We start from the raw sequence: 24,415 nt of genomic DNA on the forward strand, positions 1-24,415 counted from the left end.
CTCGCTCACGTCGACGCTCCGCCGCCCAGCCGGGCGGTGATCACGTCGGCCGGGGCGGGCGCACCGAAGTATCGGCCCTGCCCGGTGTCGCAGCGCAGCGCCCGCAGCCGTTCCGCCTGCACGCCCGTCTCCACCGCCTCCGCCGTTACCCACAACTCCAGGGCGTGCGCCAACCGGACCAACGCGTCGACGATCCGTTCGTCGCGGTGGTCGGCCGCCACGTCGGTCCCGTCCGCGCGGATGCCCTCGACGAACGGACCGGCGAGCTTCAGGCAGTGGATCGGCAACCGGCGCAGGTACGCCAGGTTGGAGTACCCGGTGCCGAAGTCGTCCACGGCCAGCCGGACGCCGAGCGCGGCGAGCCGGTGCAGGCTGCGCAGGGGCTCACCGGCACTGCCCATCACGGCGCTCTCGGTCAGCTCCAGTTGGAGCAGCTCCGCGGGCAGTCCGCTGGTCTGCAACGCGTCGGCGACGGTGTCCACGATGGCCGGTTCGTCGGCCTGCCGGGCGGCCAGGTTGACGCTGACCACCAGCCGGGCGTCGGGGAACTCCCGCCACCACCGTTCGGCGTCCGCGCAGGCCTGCCGCAGCACCCACTCGCCGAGCCGGACGATCAGGCCGGTCTCCTCGGCCAGGCCGATGAACCGGTCCGGCCCGATCAGGCCCAACTCCGGATGCTCCCAACGAACCAGCGCCTCCACCGCGAGCATGGTGCCCTCCAGCAGCGACACGATCGGTTGGTAGTGCAGCACGAACTCGCCCCGCTCCAGTGCGGCGGGCAGCCCGGCGACCAGCGCCGCGCGGGCAATGTCCCGGGCACCGCGCTCGGGGTCGTAGACCGCCCACCGGCCCCGGCCCGCCGCCTTGGCCCAGTAGAGCGTGGTGTCCGCGGCCTTCATCAGCTCGGACGCGGTGGTCTCCGAGGCCGGGCACTGCACGATGCCCACACTGGCCGAGACGGCCAACTGGTGCTCACCGACGTGGACCGGGGCCGCGACGGCTGCCAGCGCGGCCTCCGCGACGGCGACCGGGTCGTCGGTGTCGTCCCCTCCGTCGACGAGGATCACGAACTCGTCGCCCCCCATCCGGGCGACCAGGTGGCCGTGGTCGGCCACGCACGCGGCCAGCCGCCGGCCGATCATCACGAGCAGCCGGTCACCGAGGTCGTGGCCGAGACTGTCGTTGATCGCCTTGAAGCCGTCCAGGTCGAGGAAGCACACCCCGACGCGCTGCCCGGCGTCCGCGGTGTCGAGCACCCGTCCCAACGTCTCGAAGAACAGCGTCCGGTTGGGCAGCCCGGTCAGCGGGTCGTGCAGCGCCTGGAAGCGCAGCCGCTGCTGGAGTTCGTACCGCTCGGTGATGTCCTCGATCATCGCGACGGTGAATCGCGGCCGGCCATCGTGTCGGATCAGCGAGACGGCGAGATCCGTCCAGACCACTGTGCCGTCCTTGCGGTAGTAGCGCTTCTCCACCCGGGCGGCGTCGTGCTTCCCCTCGATCAGCTCCTGGTAGAGCTCCCACATCCCGGCGGCGTCCTCGGCGTGGAACAGCGCCGCCACGTTGATCTCGCGCAACTCCTCGATCGAGTAGCCGAGCATGTCGGCGAACGCCTGGTTGACGTCGATGATCCGACCGTCCACGCCGGCGATCCCGATCCCGATCGCGGCGCCGGTGAACACCGCCCGGAACCGTGCCTCGCTCTCGCGTAGCGCCTGCTCGACTTCGTCGCGCGCCTGCCAGGCCGACCGGGCGATCCGCTCCTGCTGGCTGAAGGTGCGGTCGCGCAGCGCACGGGCGAACCCGGCGGCCAGCCCGCCCTGCACCGCCGCGATCCGGTCGGCGAGGTCGGCCGGCCGTTCACCGTCGCACAGCACCCGACGCCCGAAGGTCGCGCCGAGCGCGTGCAGCGTCCACTCCAGGGCCTGCGGCTCGGTGAGGTGCGCCTCCACCAGGGCCCGCCCGACCTCCGCGGCCGGGTGGGCGCTGAACGGCTCCGCCCGTACCGCCTGGGCCAGCCGGATCGTGTGCGCCAGCAACAGCCGCTCGGTCTCGGCCACGCTGAGCGGCACGAAACCGAGCCGGCGCACTGCGCGGGCCCAGTCGGCGGCGTACCCCTGGGCGTCCGCCCGACCGGCGACGACCCCGGTGGGGTCCCGGCCGGCATCGACCCCCGCGGGGTCCGGGACGGCGGCCACGAGATCAGCCGGCGGGCTGGTCGTACCGGGCGACGCCCCCGAAGGCGCCGAACCGCTCCGGGTGCTCGTCCACGTCGGACGGTGAGTCCGGGCGCCAGAGCGGCATGTGCACCACGCCCGGTTCCAGGACGGTCCAGTCGCCGAAGAAGCCGGTGACCTGAGCGCGGGAGCGCAGGGTGATCTCGGTGGCGGTGCGGGCGGAGAGGCGCTGGGCGTCCAGCATCTCCTGCGGCTGGTCCTCGAAGGTGGAGTGGGAGACGACCAGGAAGCTGCCCGGCGCCGCCGCGGCCCGCAGGGTGGCCAGGATGGCCTCCGGTCCGTCGGCGTCCGGGATGAAGTGCACCACCCCGGCCAGCAGGATGCCCATCGGACGACTGAAGTCGATCAGCCCGAGCTGTCGGGTCTCGGCGAGGATACGCTCCGGCTCCCGCAGGTCGGCGTGGATGACACCGGTCAGCTCGTTGCCAGCCAGCAACTCCCGGCTGTGCGCGACAGCCACCGGGTCGATGTCGACGTACACCACGCGGGCCTTGGGGTTCACCCCCTGCGCCACCTCGTGCACGTTGCCCACGGTGGGAATTCCGGAGCCGATGTCGAGGAACTGGTCGATGCCGGCGTCGAGCAGCACCCGGACGGCCCGGCGCAGGAACTCCCGACCGGAGCGCATGGTGGCGGCGAGATTCGGGGTCATGCTGGCGATCTGCTCCGCCAACTGCCTGTCGATCTCGAAGTTGTGTGCCCCACCCAGAAAGTAGTCGTAAACCCGGGCCGCGCTCGGCCTGGTCAGATCGATCTCGGTCGGCAGTCCGTCCGGCATCAGCGTGCTCCCCAGTTCATCGCCGCGGCGCGGGACGGCACCGGCGTCGGGGCGCGCAGCGGGCACGCGTGGGCACCGGTCGACCCGCGGGTCGTGTGGTGTGGACCACTCTAGGGGGCTGACTCCAACAACAGCGAGATGCCTTGACCAACGCCGATGCACATGGTGGCCAGAGCCCGGCGTCCGCCGCGACGGCGCAGCTCCAGGGCGGCGGTCAGCGCCAACCGTGCGCCGCTGGCACCGAGCGGGTGCCCCAGCGCGATGGCCCCACCGTTCGGGTTGACGTGCTCGGCGTCCACGGGCAGCCCCAGCTCACGCAACACCGCCACGGACTGCGCGGCGAACGCCTCGTTCAACTCCACCACGTCCACGGCGCCCACCTCGACGCCGACGCGGTCGAGCAGCTTGCGGGTGGCCGGCACCGGGCCGATCCCCATGATCCGGGGCGGCACACCGGCCGCCGCCGCGCCGACGATCCGGGCCAGCGGGGTCAGGCCGTACCGGGCGACCGCCGCCTCGCTGGCCACCAGCAACGCGACGGCGCCGTCATTGACGCCCGAGGAGTTCCCCGCGGTCACCGTGCCGCCGTCGCGGAACGGGGTGGGAAGCGCGGCCAACTTCGCAAGCGAGGTTTCCCGGGGGTGCTCGTCGACCTCGACCAGCCGGGTCTCCCGCCGACCGGCCGGCACCGACACCGCCACGATCTCCTCGGCGAACCGGCCGTCGGCCTGCGCCTTGGCCGCACGCTGCTGCGACCGGTACGCGAAGGCGTCCTGCTCGGCCCGGCTCACGCCGTACTCGGCGGCCACGTTCTCCGCCGTCTCCGGCATCGAGTCGACCCCCCACCCGTCACGCATCAACGGGTTCACCAACCGCCAGCCCAGTGTGGTGTCGTACACCTCGGCCGAGCGGGAGTACGCCGACGTCGCCTTCGGCATGACGAACGGCGCCCGGCTCATGCTCTCCACCCCGCCGGCGATCACCAATTCCGCGTCCCCGGCGACGATGGACCGGGCGGCGGTGGCGAGCGCGTCCAGGCCCGAGCCGCAGAGCCGGTTGACGGTGCTGCCCGGCACCTCCTCGGGCAGGCCGGCCAGCAGCGCCGCCATCCGGGCCACGTTGCGGTTGTCCTCGCCGGCCTGGTTGGCGCAGCCGAGCACGACGTCGTCGACTCGCGCCCAGTCCACCGACGGGTGGCGGGCGACCAGTTCCCGGATCACGTGCGCGGCCAGGTCGTCGGGGCGGACGCCGGCCAGCGCGCCCGCGTACCGGCCGATCGGGGTGCGGACACCGGCCACCAGGTATGCCACGGTCATCGCGAGTCCTTAGGGGGTGCAGACGGCGGGGGTGGGGCACGCCCACCGGGTCACGAGGGCTGCCGGCCGCCAGGATATCCGCGCCGGCAGCGGATAGGTTGACGGCATGGCCCGGGCCCAGTTCAGCGCAGAGACCAGCGGCGGCGGCGCGTTCGTCCGCCAGCCGAACCGGTTCACCGGTCGGGTCACCGCCGACTCCACCTCGCCGCCCGGCGGCGGCCCGGACGAGCAGGACCGCTGGCCGCTGGAGGCCGGCCGTTACCGGCTGATCTGGTGCCGGGCCTGCCCGTGGGCGCACCGGGCGAGGATCGTGCGTGGCCTGCTCGGGCTGGACGACGCGATCTCGCTGGGCACCGTCGACCCGATCCGGGACGAGCGGGGCTGGGCGTTCGCCCTCGACCCGGACGGCTTCGACCCGGTGCTCGGCGTGAGCTTCCTCTCCGAGGCGTACCTGGCCACCGACCCGGACTACACCGGCCGGGTGACGGTGCCGGCGCTGGTCGACACCCTGACCGGTCGGGTGATCACCAACGACTATCCGCAGCTCACCCTGGACTTCTCCACCGAGTGGCGGTCGCTGCACCGTGCGGGGGCGCCGGACCTCTACCCGGAGGCGCTGCGCCCGGAGATGGACGCGCTGATGGCCGAGATCCACACCGACGTGAACAACGGCGTCTACCGGTGCGGGTTCGCCACCTCCCAGCAGGCGTACGACGAGGCGTTCCGGGCGCTCTTCGCCCGGCTGGACGCGCTCTCCGAGCGGCTGTCCGGGCAGCGTTACCTGATGGGCGACGCGATCACCGAGGCGGACGTGCGGCTGTTCACCACGCTGGTCCGCTTCGACGCCGCGTACCACGGGCACTTCAAGTGCAACCGCAACAAGCTGACCGAGATGCCGGTGCTCTGGGCGTACGCCAGGGACCTGTTCCAGACGCCGGGTTTCGGCGAGACGGTGGACTTCGACCACATCAAGCGGCACTACTACGGCACGCACCGGGAGATCAATCCCAGCGGCATCGTGCCGGTCGGGCCGGACGAGTCCGGCTGGAGCACGCCGCACGGGCGTGGCTGAGCCGGGTCGGCCGGCCGCCCCGACCGTGCCGAGGGCCCGCGGCGAGGTCGCGCGCCGGGTCGCCGGGTCGGCGGCGGCCGGCTGCACCCTGGCCGGCGCGGTGGCGGTGACGCTCGCCGTGGTCGCCGGTCCCGGTCCAGGGCTCACCGGGTACGTCAGCGAGGCGGGCATCGCCGGCAGCGCCCACGCCGCGACGTACCGGATAGGGATCCTGGCCCTTGCCGGCGCGTTGCTGCTGATCGGCGCGGCGCTGCCCCCCGGGGTGTGGGCGGCGGCCCCGGCGCTGCTCGCCACCGGGGCCGTGTTCACCGCCGTGTCCGGGGCGGTGACCTGCTCCGGCGGCTGCCCGTTGCCGCCGTTCGAGCGCGCGACGGCGGCGGACCTGGTGCACGGCGGCGCGAGTATCGCGGCGACCGCTGCCGTGGTCTTCGCCATGATCACGCTGGCCGTCTCCGGGCCGGCCGGCCGGACGGTGCGTCGGCTGGCTGGCATGGCCGCCGTGCTGGCACTGCCGCTCTGTGCCACCGTGGGGCTGGCGATGCTCGTGATCGGTCGAGGCCCGGTGGTGGGGGTGCTGGAACGGCTGATCCTCGCCCTCGCGGTGCTGTGGGGCCTGGGCACCGCCACCGCGCTGGCCCTATGTAAGGAGCCTCACGCCGTCCGGTCCTTCGGATGAGCGGGAATCGGCGTATCGTCGGCTAGCGATGACCAATGTCTGGGGCCTCACTGTCCGCCTGTATGTCGATCTCCGACTGCAGGCCAGTGGCATCTGTCCGGGCTAGCCGCGTTCCTACGCCTGCCCCGATCGGACCGGACAATTGGATACATCCCCATGCCCTTCAGCCTGCGCAAAATTCCCTTCTCCGTGCAGATCCTGCTCGGCCTCGTGCTCGGCGTCGCACTGGGCTTCATTGCCCGCAGCAACGACCTGAGCTGGCTGACCAGCACCCTGCACACCGTCGGTAGCCTCTTCGTCCAACTTCTCAAGTTGGCCGTGCCGCCGCTGGTCTTCACCGCCATCGTGGTCAGCGTGGTCAGCCTGCGTGGCGTCGCCAACGCCGCCCGGCTCGCCGTCAAGACCCTGCTGTGGTTCGGCATCACCGCGCTGATCGCGGTGAGCATCGGCATCGGCCTCGGCCTGCTCACCAACCCGGGCAAGGGCGTGACCCTCGACCTGGGTGGCGCGGCGCCGCCGAAGAACACCGGCTCGTGGACCGACTTCCTCACCGGCATCGTGCCCACCAACCCGGTCGGCGCGTTCGTCGAGGGCAACGTCCTCCAGATCGTCTTCCTCGCCGTCGTCATCGGTGCCGCGGCCCTGCTGGTCGGCGACGCCGCCGAACCGTTCGTGGCGCTGAACCGCTCCCTGCTGGAGATCGTCCAGAAGGCGCTCTGGTGGGTCATCCGACTCGCCCCGATCGGCACCCTCGGCCTGATCGGCAACGCCGTCGCCTCGTACGGCTGGGACCTGCTGGCCCCCCTCGCGAAGTTCACCACAGCCGTCTACGTCGGCTGCGCCATCGTGCTGTTCGTGGTCTACCCGCTGGTGCTGATCCTGGCCGGCCGCCTCAACCCGCTGCGGTTCTTCGCCGGCGCCTGGCCGGCGATCGAGCTGGGCTTCGTGTCCCGCTCCTCGGTCGGCACCATGCCGGTGACCCAGCGCTCCGTCGAGCGACTCGGCGTGCCCCGCGAGTACGCCTCGTTCGCGGTGCCCTTCGGCGCCACCACGAAGATGGACGGTTGCGCCGCCATCTACCCGGCCCTCGCCGCGATCTTCGTGGCCCAGGTGTTCGGCGTCCACCTCGGCATCGGCGACTACCTGCTGATCGCCTTCGTCTCGGTGGTCGGCTCGGCGGCCACCGCCGGCCTGACCGGCGCGATCGTGATGCTCACCCTGACCCTCAGCACGCTGGGTCTGCCGCTGGCCGGCGCCGGCCTGCTGCTGGCCATCGACCCGATCCTGGACATGATCCGCACCGCCACCAACGTCGCGGGGCAGGCGCTGGTGCCGACAGTGGTCGCCGCCCGTGAGGGCACCCTCGACCGGGCCGCGTACGAGTCCGCCGGCCGGCGTGACCTGACCGACCCGGAGCCGGTCGCCGACACCCGGCCCGAGCTCACCCCCGTTCCTGCCTGACCGATTCACCAGTACGGCGACGGGCCCCTCTCCCCGGGGGCCCGTCGCCGTGTCGGAGAGGATGACCCCATGAGTTCCCTGTTCACCCCCCTGGCCCTGCGCGGGGTCACACTGCCCAACCGGATCGCCATGGCGCCGATGTGCCAGTACTCCGCCGGCCCCGACGGCCTGCCCACCGACTGGCACCTGATCCACCTCGGCAGCCGCGCGGTCGGCGGTGCCGGCCTGGTGCTGACCGAGGCGACCGCCGTACTCCCCGAGGGCCGGATCAGCCCGCAGGACACCGGCCTCTGGTCCGGTGCGCACGTCGACGCCTGGCGACCGGTGACCGCGTTCGTCGCCGCCCACGGCGCGGTGCCGGCAGTGCAGCTCGCGCACGCCGGCTTCAAGGCCTCCACCTACCGGCCGTGGGCGCCGGAGCGCGGTGGCGTGCCGGACACCGAGGGCGGCTGGACGCCGGTCGCCCCCGGCTCGGAGCCGTTCACCGCCGGCTACCGGACGCCGACCAGCCTCGACGAGGCCGGCATCGCCGGTGTGGTCGAGGCGTTCGCGGCCGGAGCCGTCCGCGCCCTGGACGCCGGCTTCGCCGCCGTCGAGATCCACGCCGCCCACGGCTACCTGCTCAACGAGTTCCTCTCGCCGCTGACCAACCACCGCACCGACGCGTACGGCGGCGACCGGGCGGCCCGGATGCGGCTCACCCTGGAGGTGGCCCGCGCGGTACGCGCCGCGGTCGGCGAGGACGTGCCGGTGCTGACCCGGATCTCCGCCACCGACTGGGTCGAGGGCGGCTGGACGATCGAGGACAGCGTGGTGCTCGCCGGTGAGCTGGCCGGCGTCGGCGTCGACCTTGTCGACGCGTCCTCCGGTGGGGTGAGCACCGAGCAGCGCATCGCGCTCGGCCCGGGTTACCAGGTGCCGCTGGCCGCCCGGATCCGCCGCGAGGCCGGCGTGCCGACCGGCGCGGTGGGCCTCATCGTGGAGCCCGAGCACGCCGAGCAGATCGTCGCCGGCGGCGAGGCCGACCTGGTGCTGCTGGGTCGGGAGTTGCTGCGCGACCCGTACTGGCCGCGCCGGGCCGCCGCGAAGCTCGGCGTCGCGTACTCCGGGCCCGCCCAGTACGCCCGCGCCTCCTGACCCCGACCGGTCGGGCGGTCGCCGCGTGAGCGGCCGCCCGACCGTGGGTCAGCCGGCCAGGTGCGACCAGTCGCCCTCCAGGTCCTGCCAGGTGCCCTGGGCGGCCACCGTGCCGCCGATCAGGACCACCACGTGGTCGGCTCGGACCAACGCGGCGCGTTTCGCGGTCGAGCCCACAACTGTCACCCCGTGGCCGCGCAACGCCTGCCACAACGCCAGTTCGGTGGTGACGTCCAACGCCGACGACACGTCGTCGGCGACCAGCAGTTCGGTACGCGGGGCCAGCGCCCGGGCCAGCGCCAACCGCTGCAACTGCCCGCCGGAGAGCCGGGTGCCCTTGTGCCCGATGAGCAGGCCCAACCCACCACCGGCGGCGGCCAGGTCATGGTCGAGCTGGGCGGTGCTGACCGCCCCCGCCGCGTCCACCTGGTGCCCGAGGGCGATGTTGTCGGCCACCGTGCCGGAGAGCACCCGGGGCAACTGACCGACGTAGCCGACCTGGTTGGGACGCAGGAACAGCTCCGGCTCGGTGACCGGATCACCGTTCCAGGCCAGCTCGCCGGTGTGGTGCACGATCCCGGCCAGCCCGCGCAGCAACGAGGACTTCCCCGACCCCACCGGCCCGACGACCAGCACCAACTGCCCCCGCTGCACGGTCAGGTCCACGTCCCGCACGGCCACCGTGCCGTCGGAGTGCACCACCCCGAAGCCGCGCAGCTCCAGCCGTCGCAGCGGATGCCGGGGCGGCATGGTCGGCGCGGGCGCCGTCCCGGCGGTCAGGTCGACCTCCGGCACCCCGGCGGAGTACGCGCTCACCCCGGTCATCGCCGCCGTGCGCCGGGTCCAGACCCGCGCCGAGGGAAGCTGCGAGATCAACGACGCCGTCGTCCAGGCGAACCAGCGGGCCGCGCCCAGGGTGGAGACGGCCACCAGCACCGCCCCGGCGGAGAGCGATCCGTTCAGGTAGAGCGCCCAGGCGCCGATCGGCAACAGCCCACTGGCCATCGACGGGGTGGAGCGCGCCCACACCTGCACCGAGATCTCCCGCCGCTGCCGGTCGCTGCGCAGCACGTCCAAGCTCGCCAGGTGGCGCAGCACAGCAGTGGTCGCGCCGGCGAGCTTCACCGTCCGCGCCGCGGACAGCGCGGAGACCAGCGCCGTGGCGAAGGAGGCCCGCGCCGCCACCGTCGCCCGGGCCGCGCGCTCCAGCTTCGGCCCGAACAACGTGGCGGCCAGCCCGGAGACGACCATCGTGCCGAGGAAGAACAGCCCGGGTACGACGCTGCCGGTGACCGCCGTCATGGCGACCACGAGCACCAGCGCGACGGTCTGGTCCAACACGTTGTCGGCGAGCTGGACCACCCGCTCGGTGTCCCCACCCTGCGCCACCACCTCGGCGGGGGTGTGTGAGCTGACCCGGCGCGGCCCGGTCTGGCCGTGCACCAGACGAAGGCCGATCCGCAGCATCTGCCGCACCCACCACTGCGGGAACCAGACGTGGGTGTAGAACGGCAGCGGCAGTGTGATCAGCAACCCGGCGACGATCCCCATCGCCGGCAGGTACGGGTTGCCCGTCCCGTCGACCAGGTCCGCCCAGAGCCAGGGCAGCACCGGGCCGTCCAGCCCGAGCAGGCTGAGCCCGAGGAACAGCACGATCGCGGCCGCACCGTACCGGGGATCGTTGGTGCAGAGTCGGAAGATCTCCCGCAGTGTCCGGGCCGGCGGCACCGGCGGCAGCGGCGGCGGATCGGCCCGGGTCGGCCCGACCGCGCTGTCGGGCGGTGTCTCCCGCGTGGCCTGCCCATTCGGCTCGGCCCGCGTCGGTGCCGGCTCGCTCGGCCACGCGGCGGCGTGCTCGTTCAGCGCGACCGGCTCGCCCCGTGCGGGTGCCGGCTCGCTCGGCCACGCGTCCGGGCCGGGGCCGACCAGAAGGTCGGTGCCGACGCCGGTGCGACCGGCCGGCGCCACAGTGGCGTACGCGGCGGCGTGGCTGGTCGCCAGGAGTTCGGCGAAGCGTGTCGACGTCTCCAGCGGACCGGCCTCGACCACCGCGCCGTCGGCCAGGACGACCACCTCGTCACAGCGGCGCACCGAGGAGAGTCGGTGCGCGATGACGATGCCGATCCGGTCGCGCAGCAGTCGTTCGGTGGCCCGCTGCACCCGCGCCTCGGTGACCGGATCCAGCCGCGCGGTGGCCTCGTCGAGGATCACCACGTGCGGCTCCCGGACCAGGATCCGGGCGAACGCCACCAACTGCTCCTGACCGGCGGAGAGCACGTGCCCGCCCTCCCCCAGCCGGGTCGTCAACCCGTCCGGCAGCTCGGCGATCCAGCCGGCCAGGCCCAGCTCATCAAGGGCCCGAGCCGCCGCGTCGAGCAACTCCGGGTCGAAGAGCGCCACGTTCTCGGCGAGCGTGCCGGCCAGGATCTCGGTGCGCTGCGGCACCAACGCCACCCAGCGGCGCAGCTGCTCGACGTCAAGGTCGCACAGGTCGGTGCCGCCGAGGAAGACAGTGCCCGGCGGCACGTCGACCGCCCGGGTGAGCACCTTCGCCAACGTCGACTTGCCCGAACCGGTCCGCCCGATCAGCGCGTACGAGCGACCGCGCGCGAAGGTGAGGCTGAGCCCGCGCAGCGCGGCCCCCCGGTCACTCTCCCCGTACCCGAATGTCAGATCCCGAATGCGCAGGTCACCCTCGCTCGGGCTGGCCCCGCCGACCGGCTCCTGCCGGGCCTTGTAGAGCAACTGAACCCGCGCCCACGCGCCAAGCGCCTCCTGGATCTCCGGCACCATCCGGCTGACGTGTTCCGCTGTCGCCCCGAAGGCCAGGGCGAGCAGCCAGATGGCGGTGAGCCGGGCGGCGTCGATCCTGCCGGTGGCCAACGCCCAGGCACCGCCGAGCACCACCGCGCCGATGCCCGCCCGGATCGTCGCGGTGGCCACCGTCGCCACCCGGGCGGACAGCACCCAGACCACCAGGCCACGGGACAGCACGGCAGAGGCCCGCCGGGCGTACAACCGCAGCACGTACGGCCGCGCCAGACTGGTGCGTACGTCGTCCTGGCCGTGCACCGCCTCCTCCATCACGGCGGCCAGGTCGGACCACGCCTCCTCCTCGGCCATCCGGGCCGGGCCGATCCGCGCCGTGGGCCGGCGCAGGCCGACCGCGAGCACCACAGTGAGCAGCAGCATCGCGATCCCCGCCGGCCACCACACGAACAGCGCCACGACCATCGACAACAGACCGACGCAGAGGCCCTGAGCGAGCCGGGTGCCCTGGTTACGAATTGCCGACGCCACCTGATAGACGTCCCCGTCGATCCGGTCCAGCAACTCGCCCACTGGAGTGGTCTCCAGGGTGGGCAGGTCCTGCCCGAGAGCGACGCGGCAGAGCCGGCGACGCACGTCGGCGGACCAGTCGGCGGTCAGGCCGGCCATCAGCAGACTCACCGCGAGGTCGCTGAGGACCACAGCGACCAAGGCCGCGGCCAGCACGGCGAAGAAACCAGCCGAACGATGCACCAGCACCGCGCCGGCCAGGGCCGACGCGCCCGCCTGCCCAGCGGCACCCAGCACGATCAGGACGGCCACGATCGTCACACGACGGGTCGACGTACCCCACAGATCACGGAGCAGGCGCATGGAAAGTCCTCCGGGACGTGGGTGGCGGAGACCTCAGCCTGCCGGCACCACCCCGTCATCTCAACCGATTTTCCCGCCCCTGAGCTGGACTTCCGTCAGTTCCGCCAGCGGCGGCAGCGGATCCGCTCGATGCCGCAGCCAGGGCCACGCCGCCCGTCTCCTGAACCAGACAGGGCGCACCGAACCGACGGTTTCCGGGTCAGCGCCGTCAGCAGCCGGCAACGCACGGGCCCAGTGGGCGGACCAGAGCCGACGGTCCCGGGGTCAGAGTCGGCGCGGCGGGCAGGTCCGGGCCGGCAGGCCGGACTCCAAGGCCGACAGGCCCGGGCCGAAGCCGGCCCGCTCGGGCCGAAGCCGACACCCGGGCCGAAGCCGACACCCGGGCCGAAGCCGACACCCGGGCCGAAGCCGGCACACCGAAGCTGGCACGCCGGGCCGAAGCCGACACAGCCGAACCGAAGCCGACAGGCCCGGTCTAAGCCGACAGGCCGGGTCGAAGCCCGGCGCGGTGGGCAAGTCAGGGCCGACAGCGCGGGTCAGCGCGCCGGCAGGCCCGGGTCAGGCGCCGGCAGAACTCCAGCGACGCCAGCACGCGAGGCGTTTTGCCCGATCTACGGCGATTCAGCCAATCGAGACGCCATCAGAGGCTTCTTGATCGACTCGGGTTCCTTGATGTCGGGGGGTCCGGGAGTCCGGGATGCCCCGACTTCCGTGAACCCGAGTGGATCACGCGGGTGAGGGCCGGTTCGGCGCCGTGGCTCCGGCGGGCGTGGGTGGTTTGTCCGTCGGTGGGTGTTGGTGGGTGGTGACCGGGCACACCCGTGGGCCGGAATCATGGCCGGGGCGGGGTCGTTACATACCCTGACGATCGCAGTACCACCGACCCGCCGCCCGGACGCTTGAGGGCTGGTCGCGCAGGCTGGAATGCCAGCCTCCACCCGGTCGTTGCAGTCCCCACGAACGACCGCAGGTGCCGCCACGATGCGGGTGCCGATGGATGGGCTGACCCCGGAATGACCTCGGCCCCCCGGTCGTTACAGTCGCCACGAACGACCACCTGGTACCGCCACGATGCGGGTGCCGGCAGATGGGCCGACCCCGGAATGACCCCGGCCCGCCGGTCGTTACACAGGGACCCGGCGCCACGAGCCCCCCGCTCGGCAGGTCGCCGACCCCCGACGCCCCACGGGCGTCACCCCCTCAGACTTTCCCCCTTTGTTTGTGCAGCGCCGGACGAGGTGCTCACACCCATCACCGCCGTTCCCCCTATCGGTGTGTGTGGGTGTTCTACCCCCGAAGGAGCTACCCCCATGAACACCATTCTCCGTAAGAGCGTTCTGTCTGTTGCTGGTCTCGCGTTCGCCGGTGGTGTCTTCGCCGGTCCGATCGCCGCCCACGCCAACCCGGTGGATGCCAAGCCCGTTGCGGTGGCCGTGCAGACCAACGCGCCGAAGCCGCAGGGCGACCAGTCCCGGATCAGCCTCAACGACGAGCAGAGCGCCAACGTGAAGGCGATCATCGCCGCCACGAAGAAGGCCGGCCTGCCCGAGCGGGCCGCGGTCATCTCGATCGCGACGAGCCTGCAGGAGTCGAAGCTGGAGAACCTGGGTCACCTGGGCGACATGAACGACCACGACTCGCTGGGCCTGTTCCAGCAGCGCCCGAGCTCGGGTTGGGGTACGCCGGAGCAGATCACCGACCCCGCCTACTCCACCACCGCGTTCCTCAAGGGTCTGAAGCAGGTCGACGGGTGGCAGGACATGGCGCTGACCGACGCCGCGCAGACGGTGCAGGTGTCGGCCTACCCGGACGCCTACGCCCAGTGGGAGCAGCAGGCCGCTGACCTCGTCGCCCAGCACTGGAACAGCTGACCCCGCACGCTTGAACCACAGCACCACAGCACCATCGCAAACAAGCACGCAGCACCACCGCACGGCAACACCACCGCACGGCAACACCACCGCACGGCGACACCACCGCACGACACCGACCGCTGGCCGGCACCCGCAACCCGGGGTGCCGGCCAGCGGCACTTCCGTTTCCGTGTCCGGCAGGCGCACGGTCGGTGGTCGCAAACCGCCACGACGCCGGCGCCCGCGGGAAGGGGATGCGGCGATGCCGGGTGCCGGCCGGACGCGGATGCGGCGATGCCATTGCCCGCCGGAAGTGGTCGCGCACCGTTGCGATGCCGGGTGCCTGCCGGAAGTGGATGCGGCGATGTCCGGTGCCCGCCGGATCCGGATGACGCGGTCCGGTCGGTGGCTGCCAGCAGATCTTGGACAGTTTCCGTTCCGCGCGAACGGAAACTGTCCAAGATCTGCACGGATAGGGCGCCCGCACCCACCTCGCAGCGGTCAGAAGAGGACGGTCGCCAGGGTGCCGATCGGCTGGAAGCCACAGCGCTCGTAGACGCGGCGTGCCGGGAGGTTGAAGTCGTTGACGTACAGGCTGACGGTGGGGGCGACCCGCAGCAGCGCATCGCGGACCACGGCTGCCATGGCTGCGGTGGCGATCCCCCGGCCTCGCCACTCCGGTGCCACCCAGACGCCCTGGATCTGCGCCGTCCGCTTGGTCACCACGGCCAGTTCGGCCTTGAACACGACCTTGCCGTCGATGACGCGGGCGTACGCGCGACCGGTCCGGACCAGGTCGTTGACGCGCCGGCGGTAGCTGCGTCCGCCGTCCTCGGCGAGCGGGGAGACGCCGACCTCTTCGGTGTACATGGCGACCGCCGCCGGGAAGAGCCGGTCGACCTCGCCCGAGCGAACCTGGCGTACCTCCGGATCGGCCGGTACGGGTGGCAGCGTGTCGGTGACCAGCAGTGGTTGATTGGGCCGAACGTCTCGCGCTGGCCCCCATGTGTCGGAGAGGCGGTTCCACAGCCCGAGGACGGCATCGGCGCGGCCGACGATGGAGGAGCAGAGCCGCTCCTCGCCCGCGAGCAGGTCGGCGAAGGCAGCGACCGCGGCGTCACTGGCAAGCACCGGGGTCAGGTTGCCGCCGAGCCAGCAGAGTGACTCGAGGTTGCGGCGAGCCCCGTACCCCAGGATTCTGCCCTCGGCGCGCCACCACGAGAGTCCGCGCGCGGCGATCCGCTCGGCGACCTGCGCGCCCGCGAACGGGTCATGGTCGAGCAGTCGCTCGACCGCGCGGCGCTCCGATTCCCCCAGTTGGCGTACCGGCACCGTCAGCACGACTATCAGCCTGCCAGATCGACCCCCCGCTCCGCCGGTCGAGTGGCGAGGCCGGCACCGGTTCTGCGGGTGCGCTGTTCGGCCGGGTCCGCTCGGCCCAGCGGACGACCGGGGGCACCAGGGCTCCGAGCAGGAGAAACAGGGCGGCGAGCACGAGCCAGCCAGGTACGCCCCAGCCGAGCGCGAGGGTGGTCACCACGACCGGTGCGAGCATCTTGCCCAGTTCGTAGCCCATGCCGTACGTCCCCTGGTACTGCCCCTGGGCGTCCGCTGGTGCCAGCCCGAAGGAGATCCCCCAGCCTGCGGCGGAGTGCCACAGCTCCCCTGTGACGTGCGCGAGCGCGCCGAGGCCGAGCAGGCCCACCGCGCCGGCGGTGGGCAGCGCGCCGCTGGCGGCGAAGAGTACGCAGGCCAGGGCGATGGCCACGCCCGCTCGGCGGGCGGCACGGGCGGCTCCGGGCACTGTGGCGGCGGTAGCCGCGGCGCGTACCTGAAGGAGCACCACCAGCACGGTGTTGACCAGCGTCAACGCGGAGATCATCCAGGCGGGGGCCCGGGTGTGGCCGGCGATCCACAGCGGCAGGGCGATGGTGAGCAGGCTGAAGTGCATCGACATCAGCCCGTCGACCACTGTGAAGGCGACGAACGGGCGTTCCCGTAGGGCGACCAGCCGAGGGCCGTGCGTCGGGGCGGCGACCGGGGCGACGGCGGGCAGTCGAAGGAAGACCACCGCCGCGGCCAGTGATGTCGCCGCCGAGGCCAGGATCAGCGCGACGTATCCGGTTCGGGTGTCGGCGGCGATGGCGAAGCCGCCGAGGACGGCGCCGACGGAGATACCGACGTTGGTGGTGGCTCGCAGGTAGGCGCGGGTGTGGACCCGCAGGTCGGCGGGGATCGCTCCGGCGATCAGCGCGCCGCGGGCACCTCGCTCGACCGCGTCGGCGAGCGCGGTGGCCGCTCCCACCAGCACGAACGTGGGGAACGACCGGACGGTGATCAGGCCGACGGTCAGGGTGCCGGCGACGAACAGCGCGCCGACCTGCACACCGCGTGGGCCGACGCGGTCGGCCAGGTAGCCGCTCGGGGCGCTGGTCAACACACCGACCAGGGCCGAGATGGTCAGCCCGATGCCCACCTCGGTGGCCGACAGGCCGACCGACCGGGTGAGGAAGAGCGCGCTGGCGACGAGCCAGAGGCCCCGTCCGACGGTCTTGACCAGAGTGCCGAGGGTGAGGACCCGGGCCGGACCCGGCGGGGGAAGCAGGTGCATGACGGACACCCTAACAAGACGTACGTACGGTTTGGTAAATGAGGGTTGTCGACGATGCATTGCCGATATATCGTTGATGCATCAGCGATAGTCCTACGGAAGGAAGAACCCGATGAGGTTCCACCGACAGCACCACCCGATGCACGAGGCCCGGATGCGGGGGTTCGGCTTCCCGCCGGTCCCGCCCGGTCCGCACGGTCATGGCCACGAGCACGGACACGGCGGCCCCTGGGGCGGCCGGGGTCGTGGACGGGGTCGGGGCCGACGCCCCAACGTCCGAGCCTCCGTGTTGGCCCTGCTCACCGAGCGGCCGATGCACGGCTACGAGATGATCCAGGAGATCGACTCCCGCACCGGCGGCGCGTGGCGGCCGAGCCCGGGCTCGATCTACCCCACCCTCCAACTCCTGGAGGACGAGGGCGTGATCGTCGCCAGCACCGAGGAGTCCGGTGGTGGGCGGAAGCGGTTCACTGTCACCGAGGCCGGTCAGGCGGAGGCCACCGAGGCCGCGCAGACCCCGCCGTGGGCGGACGTCGCCCAGGGCACGGTGAGTAGCTGGCACGACATCCGCGACTCCGGCGCACAGGCGATGAACGCTCTGCGTCAGGTGATGATGAACGGCACCGACGACCAGCGTGAGCGGGCCGCCCAGGTGCTCGACGAGACCCGGCGCAAGCTGTACGCGATCCTCGCCGAATCCGAGTGACGCCAGGTCGCACCACGCCAGGCCGCACCACGCCAAGGCGAGGCACGGCAGGACACACGGCACGGCACGGCACCACAGCGCACAAGCGCACAAGCGCACAAGCGCACAAGCGCACAAGCTCACGATCAGCACGAACGCACAGCGGCCGTTCCCCGCACGGGGAACGGCCGCTGTGTCCGAATGGAAGATCAGTGCACGGTGACGGTCGGGCCGGTGACCAGCCCGCGCAGCTCCTCGGGAAGCTCGGCGCCCATCTCGTCGGCGATCCGCAGCGCCTCTTCGATCAGGGTCTCCACGATCTGGGCCTCGGGCACCGTCTTGACGACCTGCCCCTTGACGAAGATCTGGCCCTTGCCGTTGCCGGAGGCCACGCCGAGGTCGGCTTCCCGGGCCTCGCCCGGGCCGTTCACCACGCAGCCCATGACGGCGACCCGCAGCGGCACCGGCAGCCCTTCCAGGCCGGCGGTGACCTCCTCGGCGAGCTTGTAGACGTCCACCTGGGCCCGCCCGCAGGACGGGCACGAAACGATCTCCAGGCCCCGCTCACGCAGACCGAGGGACTCCAGGATCTGGTTGCCGACCTTGATCTCCTCCACCGGCGGGGCGGACAGCGACACCCGGATCGTGTCGCCGATCCCCTCGGCCAGCAGCGCGCCGAAGGCGACCGCCGACTTGATGGTGCCCTGGAACGCCGGCCCGGCCTCGGTGACGCCGAGGTGCAGCGGGTAGTCGCACTGCTCGGCGAGCTGCCGGTACGCCCGGATCATCACGACCGGGTCGTTGTGCTTGACCGAGATCTTGATGTCGCGGAAGCCGTGCTCCTCGAACAGCGAGCACTCCCACAGCGCCGACTCGACAAGCGCTTCGGCGGTGGCCTTGCCGTACTTGCTCAGCAGGCGCTTGTCCAGCGACCCGGCGTTGACGCCGATCCGGATCGGCGTCCCCGCCGCCCCGGCGGCGCGAGCGATCTCCTTGACCTTGTCGTCGAACTGCCGGATGTTGCCCGGGTTGACCCGCACCGCCGCGCAGCCGGCGTCGATCGCGGCGAAGACGTACTTGGGCTGGAAGTGGATGTCGGCGATCACCGGGATCTGGGACTTCTTGGCGATCGCGGGCAGCGCCTCGACGTCGTCCTGCGAGGGCACGGCCACCCGGACGATCTGGCAGCCGGACGCGGTCAACTCGGCGATCTGCTGAAGGGTCGCGTTGATGTCGGAGGTGAGGGTCGTGGTCATCGACTGCACGGACACCGGCGCACCACCACCGACCGGAACCGAACCGACCATGATCTGGCGGCTGGCCCGACGGGGAGCGAGCGGCGGGGGCGGCACGGCGGGCATACCGAGACTGATAGCTGTCACTTCAGGCACTCACCTTGAGAAGAGCGTGATGGGGTTGACGACGTCCGCGGCGATGGTCAGCAGCGTGAACGCGCCACCGATCAGGATCACCACGTACGTGAAGGGCATCAGTTTGAGGTAGTCCACCCGGCCGGGGTCGGCCCGGCCGATCCGGGCGTAGACCCAGGAGCGGGCCCGTTCGAACCAGGCGATGGCGATGTGGCCGCCGTCCACCGGTAGCAGCGGCAGCAGGTTGAACACGCCGATGAAGAAGTTCAGCGACACGAAGAGCATGAAGAAGACCAGCCAGGCGTTGTTCTCCACCGCCTCGCCGCCGAGTCGGCTGGCGCCGACCACGCTGATGGGGGTGTCGACGTCCCGCTCGCCGCCGGTGAGGGCGGTCCACAGGGCGGGGACCTTCTGCGGGAGGCGCTGGAGCGCCTGGGCGGTGCCGACGGCCAGGTCTCCGGTGAAGTCGGCGGTGGCGCCGAAGGCGCCGACCGGGCCGTACGTCACGCGGGTCGGGGTGCTGGGGACGAGCCCGACGCCGAGCGCGGCCACCGGTGCGGCGGCGCCCTTGGGGTCGTTCAGCGGCGGACGCTGGGTCTGCGCGAGCACAGTGCTGGTGGTGCCCGGCTGCCCGTCGCGGACGTACGCGATCTGCGCGGTGTCGCCCGGCTTGAGCCCGCGCAGGGTGGTGAGCAGGTCGCCGTAGGAGTTGATCGGGGTGCCGTTGACCGAGGTGATCCGGTCCCCGTTGCGCAGTTGCGCCTGGGCGGCCGGGCTGGCCGCGTCGGCGGGGGTGCACGCCCGCACCGCGTTCTCCGGAACCACGCACTCACTGAGCTGGATGACGGCGGGCTCCTGGCGGGCCTGCGCGTCGGTGGTCGGGAAGTCGGGGTTGGGCAGGCCGGCGGAGACGGCGAGGATCCAGATGGTGACCAGGGCGAGCGCGAAGTGCGTGATGGACCCGGCGGCCATCACGATCGTCCGCTTCCAGACCGGGTAGCGCCACATCACGCGCGATTCGTCGCCCGGCTCGACGTCGTCGTCCTGCGGCGTCATCCCGACGATCTTGCAGAAGCCGCCGAGAGGGATGCCCTTGAGGCCGTACTCGGTTTCGCCGCGCTTGAACGACCAGACGGTGGGGCCGAAACCGACGAAGTACTTCGTGACCTTCATCCCGAACGCCTTGGCGGTCAGCAGGTGACCCGCCTCGTGCAGGCTCACCGAGATGAGAATGGCCAGGGCGAAGAGGACCACCCCGAGCAGGTACGACATCAAGCTCCTTCCACCGAACCCGCGATGATCTCCTGCGCGTGCGCGCGTGCCCACGACTCGGCCGCGAGCACGTCCTCGACGGTACCTGGTTCGTCGAAGTCCGGAGCCTCCTCCAACACGCGTTCGAGGGTGTCGACGATGCCGAGGAACGGCAGCCGGCCCGCCGCGAACGCGGCCACGCACTCCTCGTTCGCCGCGTTGTAGATCGCCGGCCGGCAGCGCCCGGTTTCCCCGGCGGCCTTGGCCAGGGCGACGGCCGGGAACGCCTCGTCGTCGAGCGGCGCGAACTCCCAGGTGTGCGAGGCCGTCCAGTCGACGGCGGTGGCCGCCTCGGGCACCCGGTCGGGCCAGCCGATGCCGAGCGCGATCGGCAGCCGCATGTCCGGTGGGCTGGCCTGGGCGATCGTCGACCCGTCGACGAACTCGACCATCGAGTGGATCACCGACTGCGGGTGCACCATCACTGTGATGTCGGCGTAGGGCACGTCGAACAGCTCGTGCGCCTCGATCACCTCAAGCGCCTTGTTGACCATGGTGGCTGAGTTGATCGTGACGACCGGCCCCATGTTCCAGGTCGGGTGTGCGAGCGCCTGCTCGGGTGTGACCTGCGTCAACTCGTCGCGCCGTCGACCCCGGAACGGGCCGCCGCTGGCCGTGACGATCAGCCGACGCACCTCGCCGCGCGAACCGGAGCGTAGACACTGGGCCAGCGCCGAGTGCTCCGAGTCGACCGGGACGATCTGCCCCGGCCGCGTCACAGCGGCCTTGACCAACGGGCCGCCGGCAACGAGCGACTCCTTGTTGGCCAACGCGAGAGTACGACCACCGCGCAGCGCGGCCAGCGTAGGAGCGAGGCCCAGCGAGCCGACCACCCCGTTGAGCACGATGTCGCACTGCCACTGCGCCAGCTCGGTCATGGCGTCCGGGCCGGCCACGATCTTGGGAAGCTTGAAGTCGCCGGTGGCCCACCCGCGCCGGCTCGCCTCGGCGTAGAACGCGAGTTGCAGGTCCTGCGCGGCGGACGCCTTCGCCACCCCGACCGCTTCGACGCCCAGTTCGAGGGCCTGCGCGGCGAGCAGCTCGACGTTGCCGCCGCCAGCGCCCACGGCGACCACCCGGAACCGGTCCGGGTTGCGCCGGACGATGTCGATGGCCTGGGTGCCGATCGAGCCGGTGGACCCGAGCAGAACAAGGTCGCGGGGGGTAGTCACCCGGCCATTCTTCCCCACCCCCGCTGCACGCCCGCTGGGAGCCTCAGCCGTCGCCCTCCGGCGACGCTTCGGGCAGCGCCTCTTCGCCCAGCAGGTCGGCCGGATCGATGGAGAACTCGAACGGCTCCCGCATGACGAAGCGCGTCCCGGCCGCAGCGGCAGCCACCGGCCGGTACTCCCCCTCGGTCAGCTCGTACAACGCGATGGTGGGCACCCGATTGCGCAGGTCGACCCGGAGGAAGAAGGGCACGCGTGCGGCGGCGTACTCACGCGGGCGGTCGATGATGTCCTTGCGTCGGTTTCCGGGGGAGACGATCTCCCCGAGGAGCACGGCGTGCCCGATGTCCATCGTCGTGCGACCGCCGCCGGGCGCGTCGAGAATGACGATGTCCGGAATGAAGAGATCCTCGCCCGAGACGATGTTCGTCTCGAGATAGAGCCACAGCTTCGCGCGACGGGCCGCCTGCTTGAGGAGATAGGCGAGATCCAGCTCCGCGTCCTGATGGTCGTACCCGGCATGTGGTGTCACGATCACGCTTCCGCTCAGGACCTCAACCTTGGGGCCGTTGGTCTCCGGCAACAGGTCGAGGGCGAGCTGCGCAGTCCAGGGCTCGTCGTGCCACCGCAGCACGTCGAACGACGGCTCGGTGGGCTGCGGCGCCGGCTCCGGCTCGAGCGCTGCCTGGGCCATCCGGGCTCACCCCCTCAGCGGACCATCCTGCTCAGCTCAGCCTAGCCATCGCCGCCCCGGTTGTGCGTCATCGCACACCCAGTCCGACACCCAAGTGGCTGACGGTCAGCCGCACTGTTCCTGATCCGTGGGCCAGCACGGCACGACCCCTTCGCCGTGGTTGGCGGCCAAAGTTGCGGCCCACACGTCCGGGACGGTCCGACCGGGGAGAACAGCGGGATGCCCCGCCCCGGCACCAAGATGCACGAGCGGATCATGCAGATCTTGGACAGTTTCCGTTACGGCGTAACGGAAACTGTCCAAGATCTGCGGGCGACAGCGCAGTCGCGGCACGGCGCACCGCCAGTCAGGGAGATATTCTCAGGTAGACACGATCATGGGACCTGGGCCGACCGCGACCAGATGACCCTCGGTGAGGACGATGATCTGGTCGGCAGCGACCGAGACGATCCGGCTGACCTGTTGGGGCAGGGTGACGGACCAGATCGTGTGGCCTGTCCCAATCTCCCAGACCCGAAGAGTCCGGTCGGCGCAACTGGTGGCGACCACCGGAACACCGTCGAGGACCGTTGGCCGTATCGCCAAGACCTCCTTCGGATGGGTCAGGGCCGGTCCGGACGGCTCCCCGGTGGCGATGTCGGCGCAGGTGACGGTGTCGTCCACGGCCAGGAGCACGACGGAGCCGGACACGTCCAATGCCGTGACGGCTTCCGGGCCGGGCCAGTCCCGACCCCTGACGGCGGTGCGGTTGGGGCGCTCGGCGAATCGGCCTGGGGGGGTGATCTCGGTCAGGTCGGCGCTGTCGAACCAACGAATCCCGCCGCCTGCGGTGCCGGCCAGTACGACGGTACGGCCTTGCAGGTCAGCGAGCGCAAGCGAGATCGTCCCGTATGCCTCGGCCAGTTGGAGCGAAGCGCGCAGCGTCAGGGTGGCCGCGTCCCAGACAGCGAGTACACCTTTGTCGTTTGTCGCCGTTATGAGGCCGTTGCGGGTAGCGATCAAACTCGGTCCTGCTGGGCTGAGAGACGACTCGGGCGCGGTGTGGGTATCGCCAGTGTCCGGGTCGACGGTTGTCGGGCCACACTCCGACATGACGACAAGGAGGTCCCGCTCGCCTACGGTGACAACTCCTGGTCTCGGGTACCAGACTGCGGTCCGGAGTGTGATTCTCCGTTCGCCGGCCGGCTCGCCGAACCTCCGCCCATCGGCCGCGTCGATGACCTCGAACGAGCCGCCCTCTTCCACCGCGATGATCGCGGGCCGCCCGTCGATCGTGGCAGGGACAGCGTCTCGGAAGTACGGCCGGTCCTTGTCGTCCTGCGCGAGGGGATCGGTCAACTCAAGGAGGTTGGTCCGCCCCTCGGTGCTGCCGCCCTGTGCCGCGAAGGCGAACGTGCCGTGCACGGCGACCATGCCGACGCGCTGGGTGAAGTCAGTCCGGATCGTCCCGCGCACCGCGCCGTCCCGAAGGTCCATGATGCGCAGCGCCGAGTCCTCGTCGAGCACCACACAGGCCCCGTCAGCGATGAAGACCAGCGCCTCACGTATGCGTGCCGCGGTGGGAAACTGTGCCACCGGTGCCGCCGCGACGGGATCCCAGACGGTCAGCAGGCCGTCTTCGGCGACTGTCACCGCCCGCCGCTGACCGTCCAGCACCGTCCAACCGCCGCAACCCGCCGGCTCGGGCACCGCCACCTCGCCGGTGCGACGCAACCCGTCGAGGTCATGGAAACACAGCGTCACCGTGAACCTGTCCTCGCCGCCGAGGCTCAACACGATCGGAGCGCTGTCGGTGCTGATCGCCACGCGGTTGACATCACCGCTGTGGGCGGCGGTCCTGCCCAGCAGCCGACCGTCGGCCAGATCCCACTTCAGTAGATATCCGCCCTCGGTGCCGGTGACCGCCACTCCGGCACCGACCCCGAGGCTCCGCAGGGGCCCCGCGCGGAGGGGAATGTCATCCGGATCGGTCGCCAGTAGCAGCCTCCCCGTCACGAGGTCCCACACGAGCAGCCGCTCGTCCTCGACGGCGACGACTGTCGCACCGTCGAACACGGCTTCCCAGTAGAAGGACTCGCGCCTGCCCTCCAGGCGCAGCCGTTGCGCCTCGCCGCCGGCAAGGGGCATCCGGTAGATGCTGCTGTCCGCCATCGCCCAGGCGTACGTGTCGTCCACGCGAACCGCCTTGACCAAGCACCCGAGTTGATGCACCTGCCGCAGCGCCGGGCTTAACGGTTCGCCGGCAGTCCATCGAGGCAGCAGCGCGCCGGGCGCCTCGGCCCGTAGCTGATCGGCACGGGCCGTCTGTCCACTGCGTAACGCGGCCACCATGCGTCCGAACCGGTCCACTTCGCACCCTCCGCAGAAATCGCGGGGAGGCTAACCCGGACCTGCGACAGATCTTGG

At 71.6% G+C, this 24,415-nt stretch carries 17 protein-coding genes; 6 read left to right on the plus strand and 11 right to left on the minus strand.

From position 1 onward, the window contains the following. Positions 1 to 5: 5 nt before the first annotated feature. From OG598_RS19695 to pcaF, 3 genes are all read right to left on the minus strand, one after another. Positions 6 to 2,195, minus strand: coding sequence for a putative bifunctional diguanylate cyclase/phosphodiesterase (locus OG598_RS19695; RefSeq protein WP_328650527.1), 2,190 nt, complete (start codon positions 2,193 to 2,195; stop codon positions 6 to 8). A gap of 4 nt (positions 2,196 to 2,199) precedes the next feature. Further along, positions 2,200 to 3,012 (minus strand): SAM-dependent methyltransferase, encoded by an 813-nt coding sequence (locus OG598_RS19700; protein ID WP_328650528.1) that lies wholly within the window; start codon positions 3,010 to 3,012, stop codon positions 2,200 to 2,202. Between the two features lie 110 nt (positions 3,013 to 3,122). Beyond that, positions 3,123 to 4,328: a 3-oxoadipyl-CoA thiolase gene (gene pcaF, locus OG598_RS19705; protein ID WP_328650529.1), complete on the minus strand. Its 1,206-nt coding sequence runs from the start codon at positions 4,326 to 4,328 to the stop codon at positions 3,123 to 3,125. Between the two features lie 106 nt (positions 4,329 to 4,434). Between pcaF and OG598_RS19710 the strand changes: the two genes are divergently transcribed. From OG598_RS19710 to OG598_RS19725, 4 genes are all read left to right on the plus strand, one after another. Beyond that, positions 4,435 to 5,400 (plus strand): glutathione S-transferase family protein, encoded by a 966-nt coding sequence (locus OG598_RS19710; protein WP_328650530.1) that lies wholly within the window; start codon positions 4,435 to 4,437, stop codon positions 5,398 to 5,400. Further along, the gene (locus OG598_RS19715; RefSeq protein ID WP_328650531.1) at positions 5,393 to 6,076 is read left to right on the plus strand and encodes a DUF998 domain-containing protein; all 684 of its coding nucleotides are present in this window, start codon (positions 5,393 to 5,395) and stop codon (positions 6,074 to 6,076) included. Before OG598_RS19710 ends, OG598_RS19715 begins: the two co-directional genes overlap by 8 nt. A 168-nt stretch (positions 6,077 to 6,244) precedes the next feature. Further along, complete coding sequence (locus OG598_RS19720) at positions 6,245 to 7,537, plus strand: dicarboxylate/amino acid:cation symporter (RefSeq protein WP_328655381.1); 1,293 nt, start codon at positions 6,245 to 6,247, stop codon at positions 7,535 to 7,537. Positions 7,538 to 7,606: 69 nt separating this feature from the next. Then, the gene (locus OG598_RS19725; RefSeq protein ID WP_328650532.1) at positions 7,607 to 8,674 is read left to right on the plus strand and encodes an NADH:flavin oxidoreductase/NADH oxidase; all 1,068 of its coding nucleotides are present in this window, start codon (positions 7,607 to 7,609) and stop codon (positions 8,672 to 8,674) included. Positions 8,675 to 8,722: 48 nt separating this feature from the next. Here the strand turns inward: OG598_RS19725 and OG598_RS19730 are convergent, their stop codons facing one another. Next, positions 8,723 to 12,316, minus strand: coding sequence for an ABC transporter ATP-binding protein (locus OG598_RS19730; protein ID WP_328650533.1), 3,594 nt, complete (start codon positions 12,314 to 12,316; stop codon positions 8,723 to 8,725). 1,310 nt (positions 12,317 to 13,626) lie between these two features. Between OG598_RS19730 and OG598_RS19735 the strand changes: the two genes are divergently transcribed. Then, entirely contained in the window at positions 13,627 to 14,187 is a 561-nt protein-coding gene (locus OG598_RS19735) for a hypothetical protein (protein WP_328650534.1), read from the plus strand. A 483-nt stretch (positions 14,188 to 14,670) separates the two neighbouring features. On the opposite strand, the gene OG598_RS19740 is transcribed toward OG598_RS19735, so the two are convergent. Next, the gene (locus tag OG598_RS19740; RefSeq protein WP_328650535.1) at positions 14,671 to 15,510 is read right to left on the minus strand and encodes a GNAT family N-acetyltransferase; all 840 of its coding nucleotides are present in this window, start codon (positions 15,508 to 15,510) and stop codon (positions 14,671 to 14,673) included. After that, positions 15,440 to 16,780 carry an MFS transporter gene (locus tag OG598_RS19745; RefSeq protein WP_328650536.1) on the minus strand — a complete coding sequence of 447 codons (1,341 nt, stop codon included), beginning with the start codon at positions 16,778 to 16,780 and terminating at the stop codon, positions 15,440 to 15,442. Before OG598_RS19745 ends, OG598_RS19740 begins: the two co-directional genes overlap by 71 nt. A 112-nt stretch (positions 16,781 to 16,892) precedes the next feature. On the opposite strand from OG598_RS19745, the gene OG598_RS19750 reads away from it, so the two are divergent. Then, complete coding sequence (locus OG598_RS19750) at positions 16,893 to 17,486, plus strand: PadR family transcriptional regulator (RefSeq protein ID WP_327032438.1); 594 nt, start codon at positions 16,893 to 16,895, stop codon at positions 17,484 to 17,486. Between the two features lie 188 nt (positions 17,487 to 17,674). Here OG598_RS19750 and ispG read toward each other — a convergent pair whose 3' ends face one another. From ispG to OG598_RS19775, 5 genes are all read right to left on the minus strand, one after another. After that, positions 17,675 to 18,847 (minus strand): flavodoxin-dependent (E)-4-hydroxy-3-methylbut-2-enyl-diphosphate synthase, encoded by a 1,173-nt coding sequence (gene ispG / locus OG598_RS19755; RefSeq protein ID WP_210787026.1) that lies wholly within the window; start codon positions 18,845 to 18,847, stop codon positions 17,675 to 17,677. 9 nt (positions 18,848 to 18,856) lie between these two features. Then, positions 18,857 to 20,107, minus strand: coding sequence for a M50 family metallopeptidase (locus tag OG598_RS19760; protein WP_328650537.1), 1,251 nt, complete (start codon positions 20,105 to 20,107; stop codon positions 18,857 to 18,859). Further along, on the minus strand, positions 20,107 to 21,318 hold the full coding sequence (gene dxr, locus OG598_RS19765; RefSeq protein ID WP_328650538.1) for a 1-deoxy-D-xylulose-5-phosphate reductoisomerase: 1,212 nt from the start codon (positions 21,316 to 21,318) through the stop codon (positions 20,107 to 20,109). The genes OG598_RS19760 and dxr overlap by 1 nt, the downstream gene beginning before the upstream one ends. Positions 21,319 to 21,361: 43 nt before the next feature. Then, positions 21,362 to 22,009 (minus strand): Uma2 family endonuclease, encoded by a 648-nt coding sequence (locus tag OG598_RS19770; RefSeq protein WP_328650539.1) that lies wholly within the window; start codon positions 22,007 to 22,009, stop codon positions 21,362 to 21,364. 360 nt (positions 22,010 to 22,369) lie between these two features. Next, positions 22,370 to 24,358: a hypothetical protein gene (locus OG598_RS19775; protein ID WP_328650540.1), complete on the minus strand. Its 1,989-nt coding sequence runs from the start codon at positions 24,356 to 24,358 to the stop codon at positions 22,370 to 22,372. Between the last annotated feature and the right edge of the window lie 57 nt (positions 24,359 to 24,415).

Source organism: Micromonospora sp. NBC_00330 (assembly GCF_036136635.1).
In the GTDB taxonomy this organism is placed as follows: Bacteria; Actinomycetota; Actinomycetes; order Mycobacteriales; family Micromonosporaceae; genus Micromonospora; species Micromonospora salmantinae.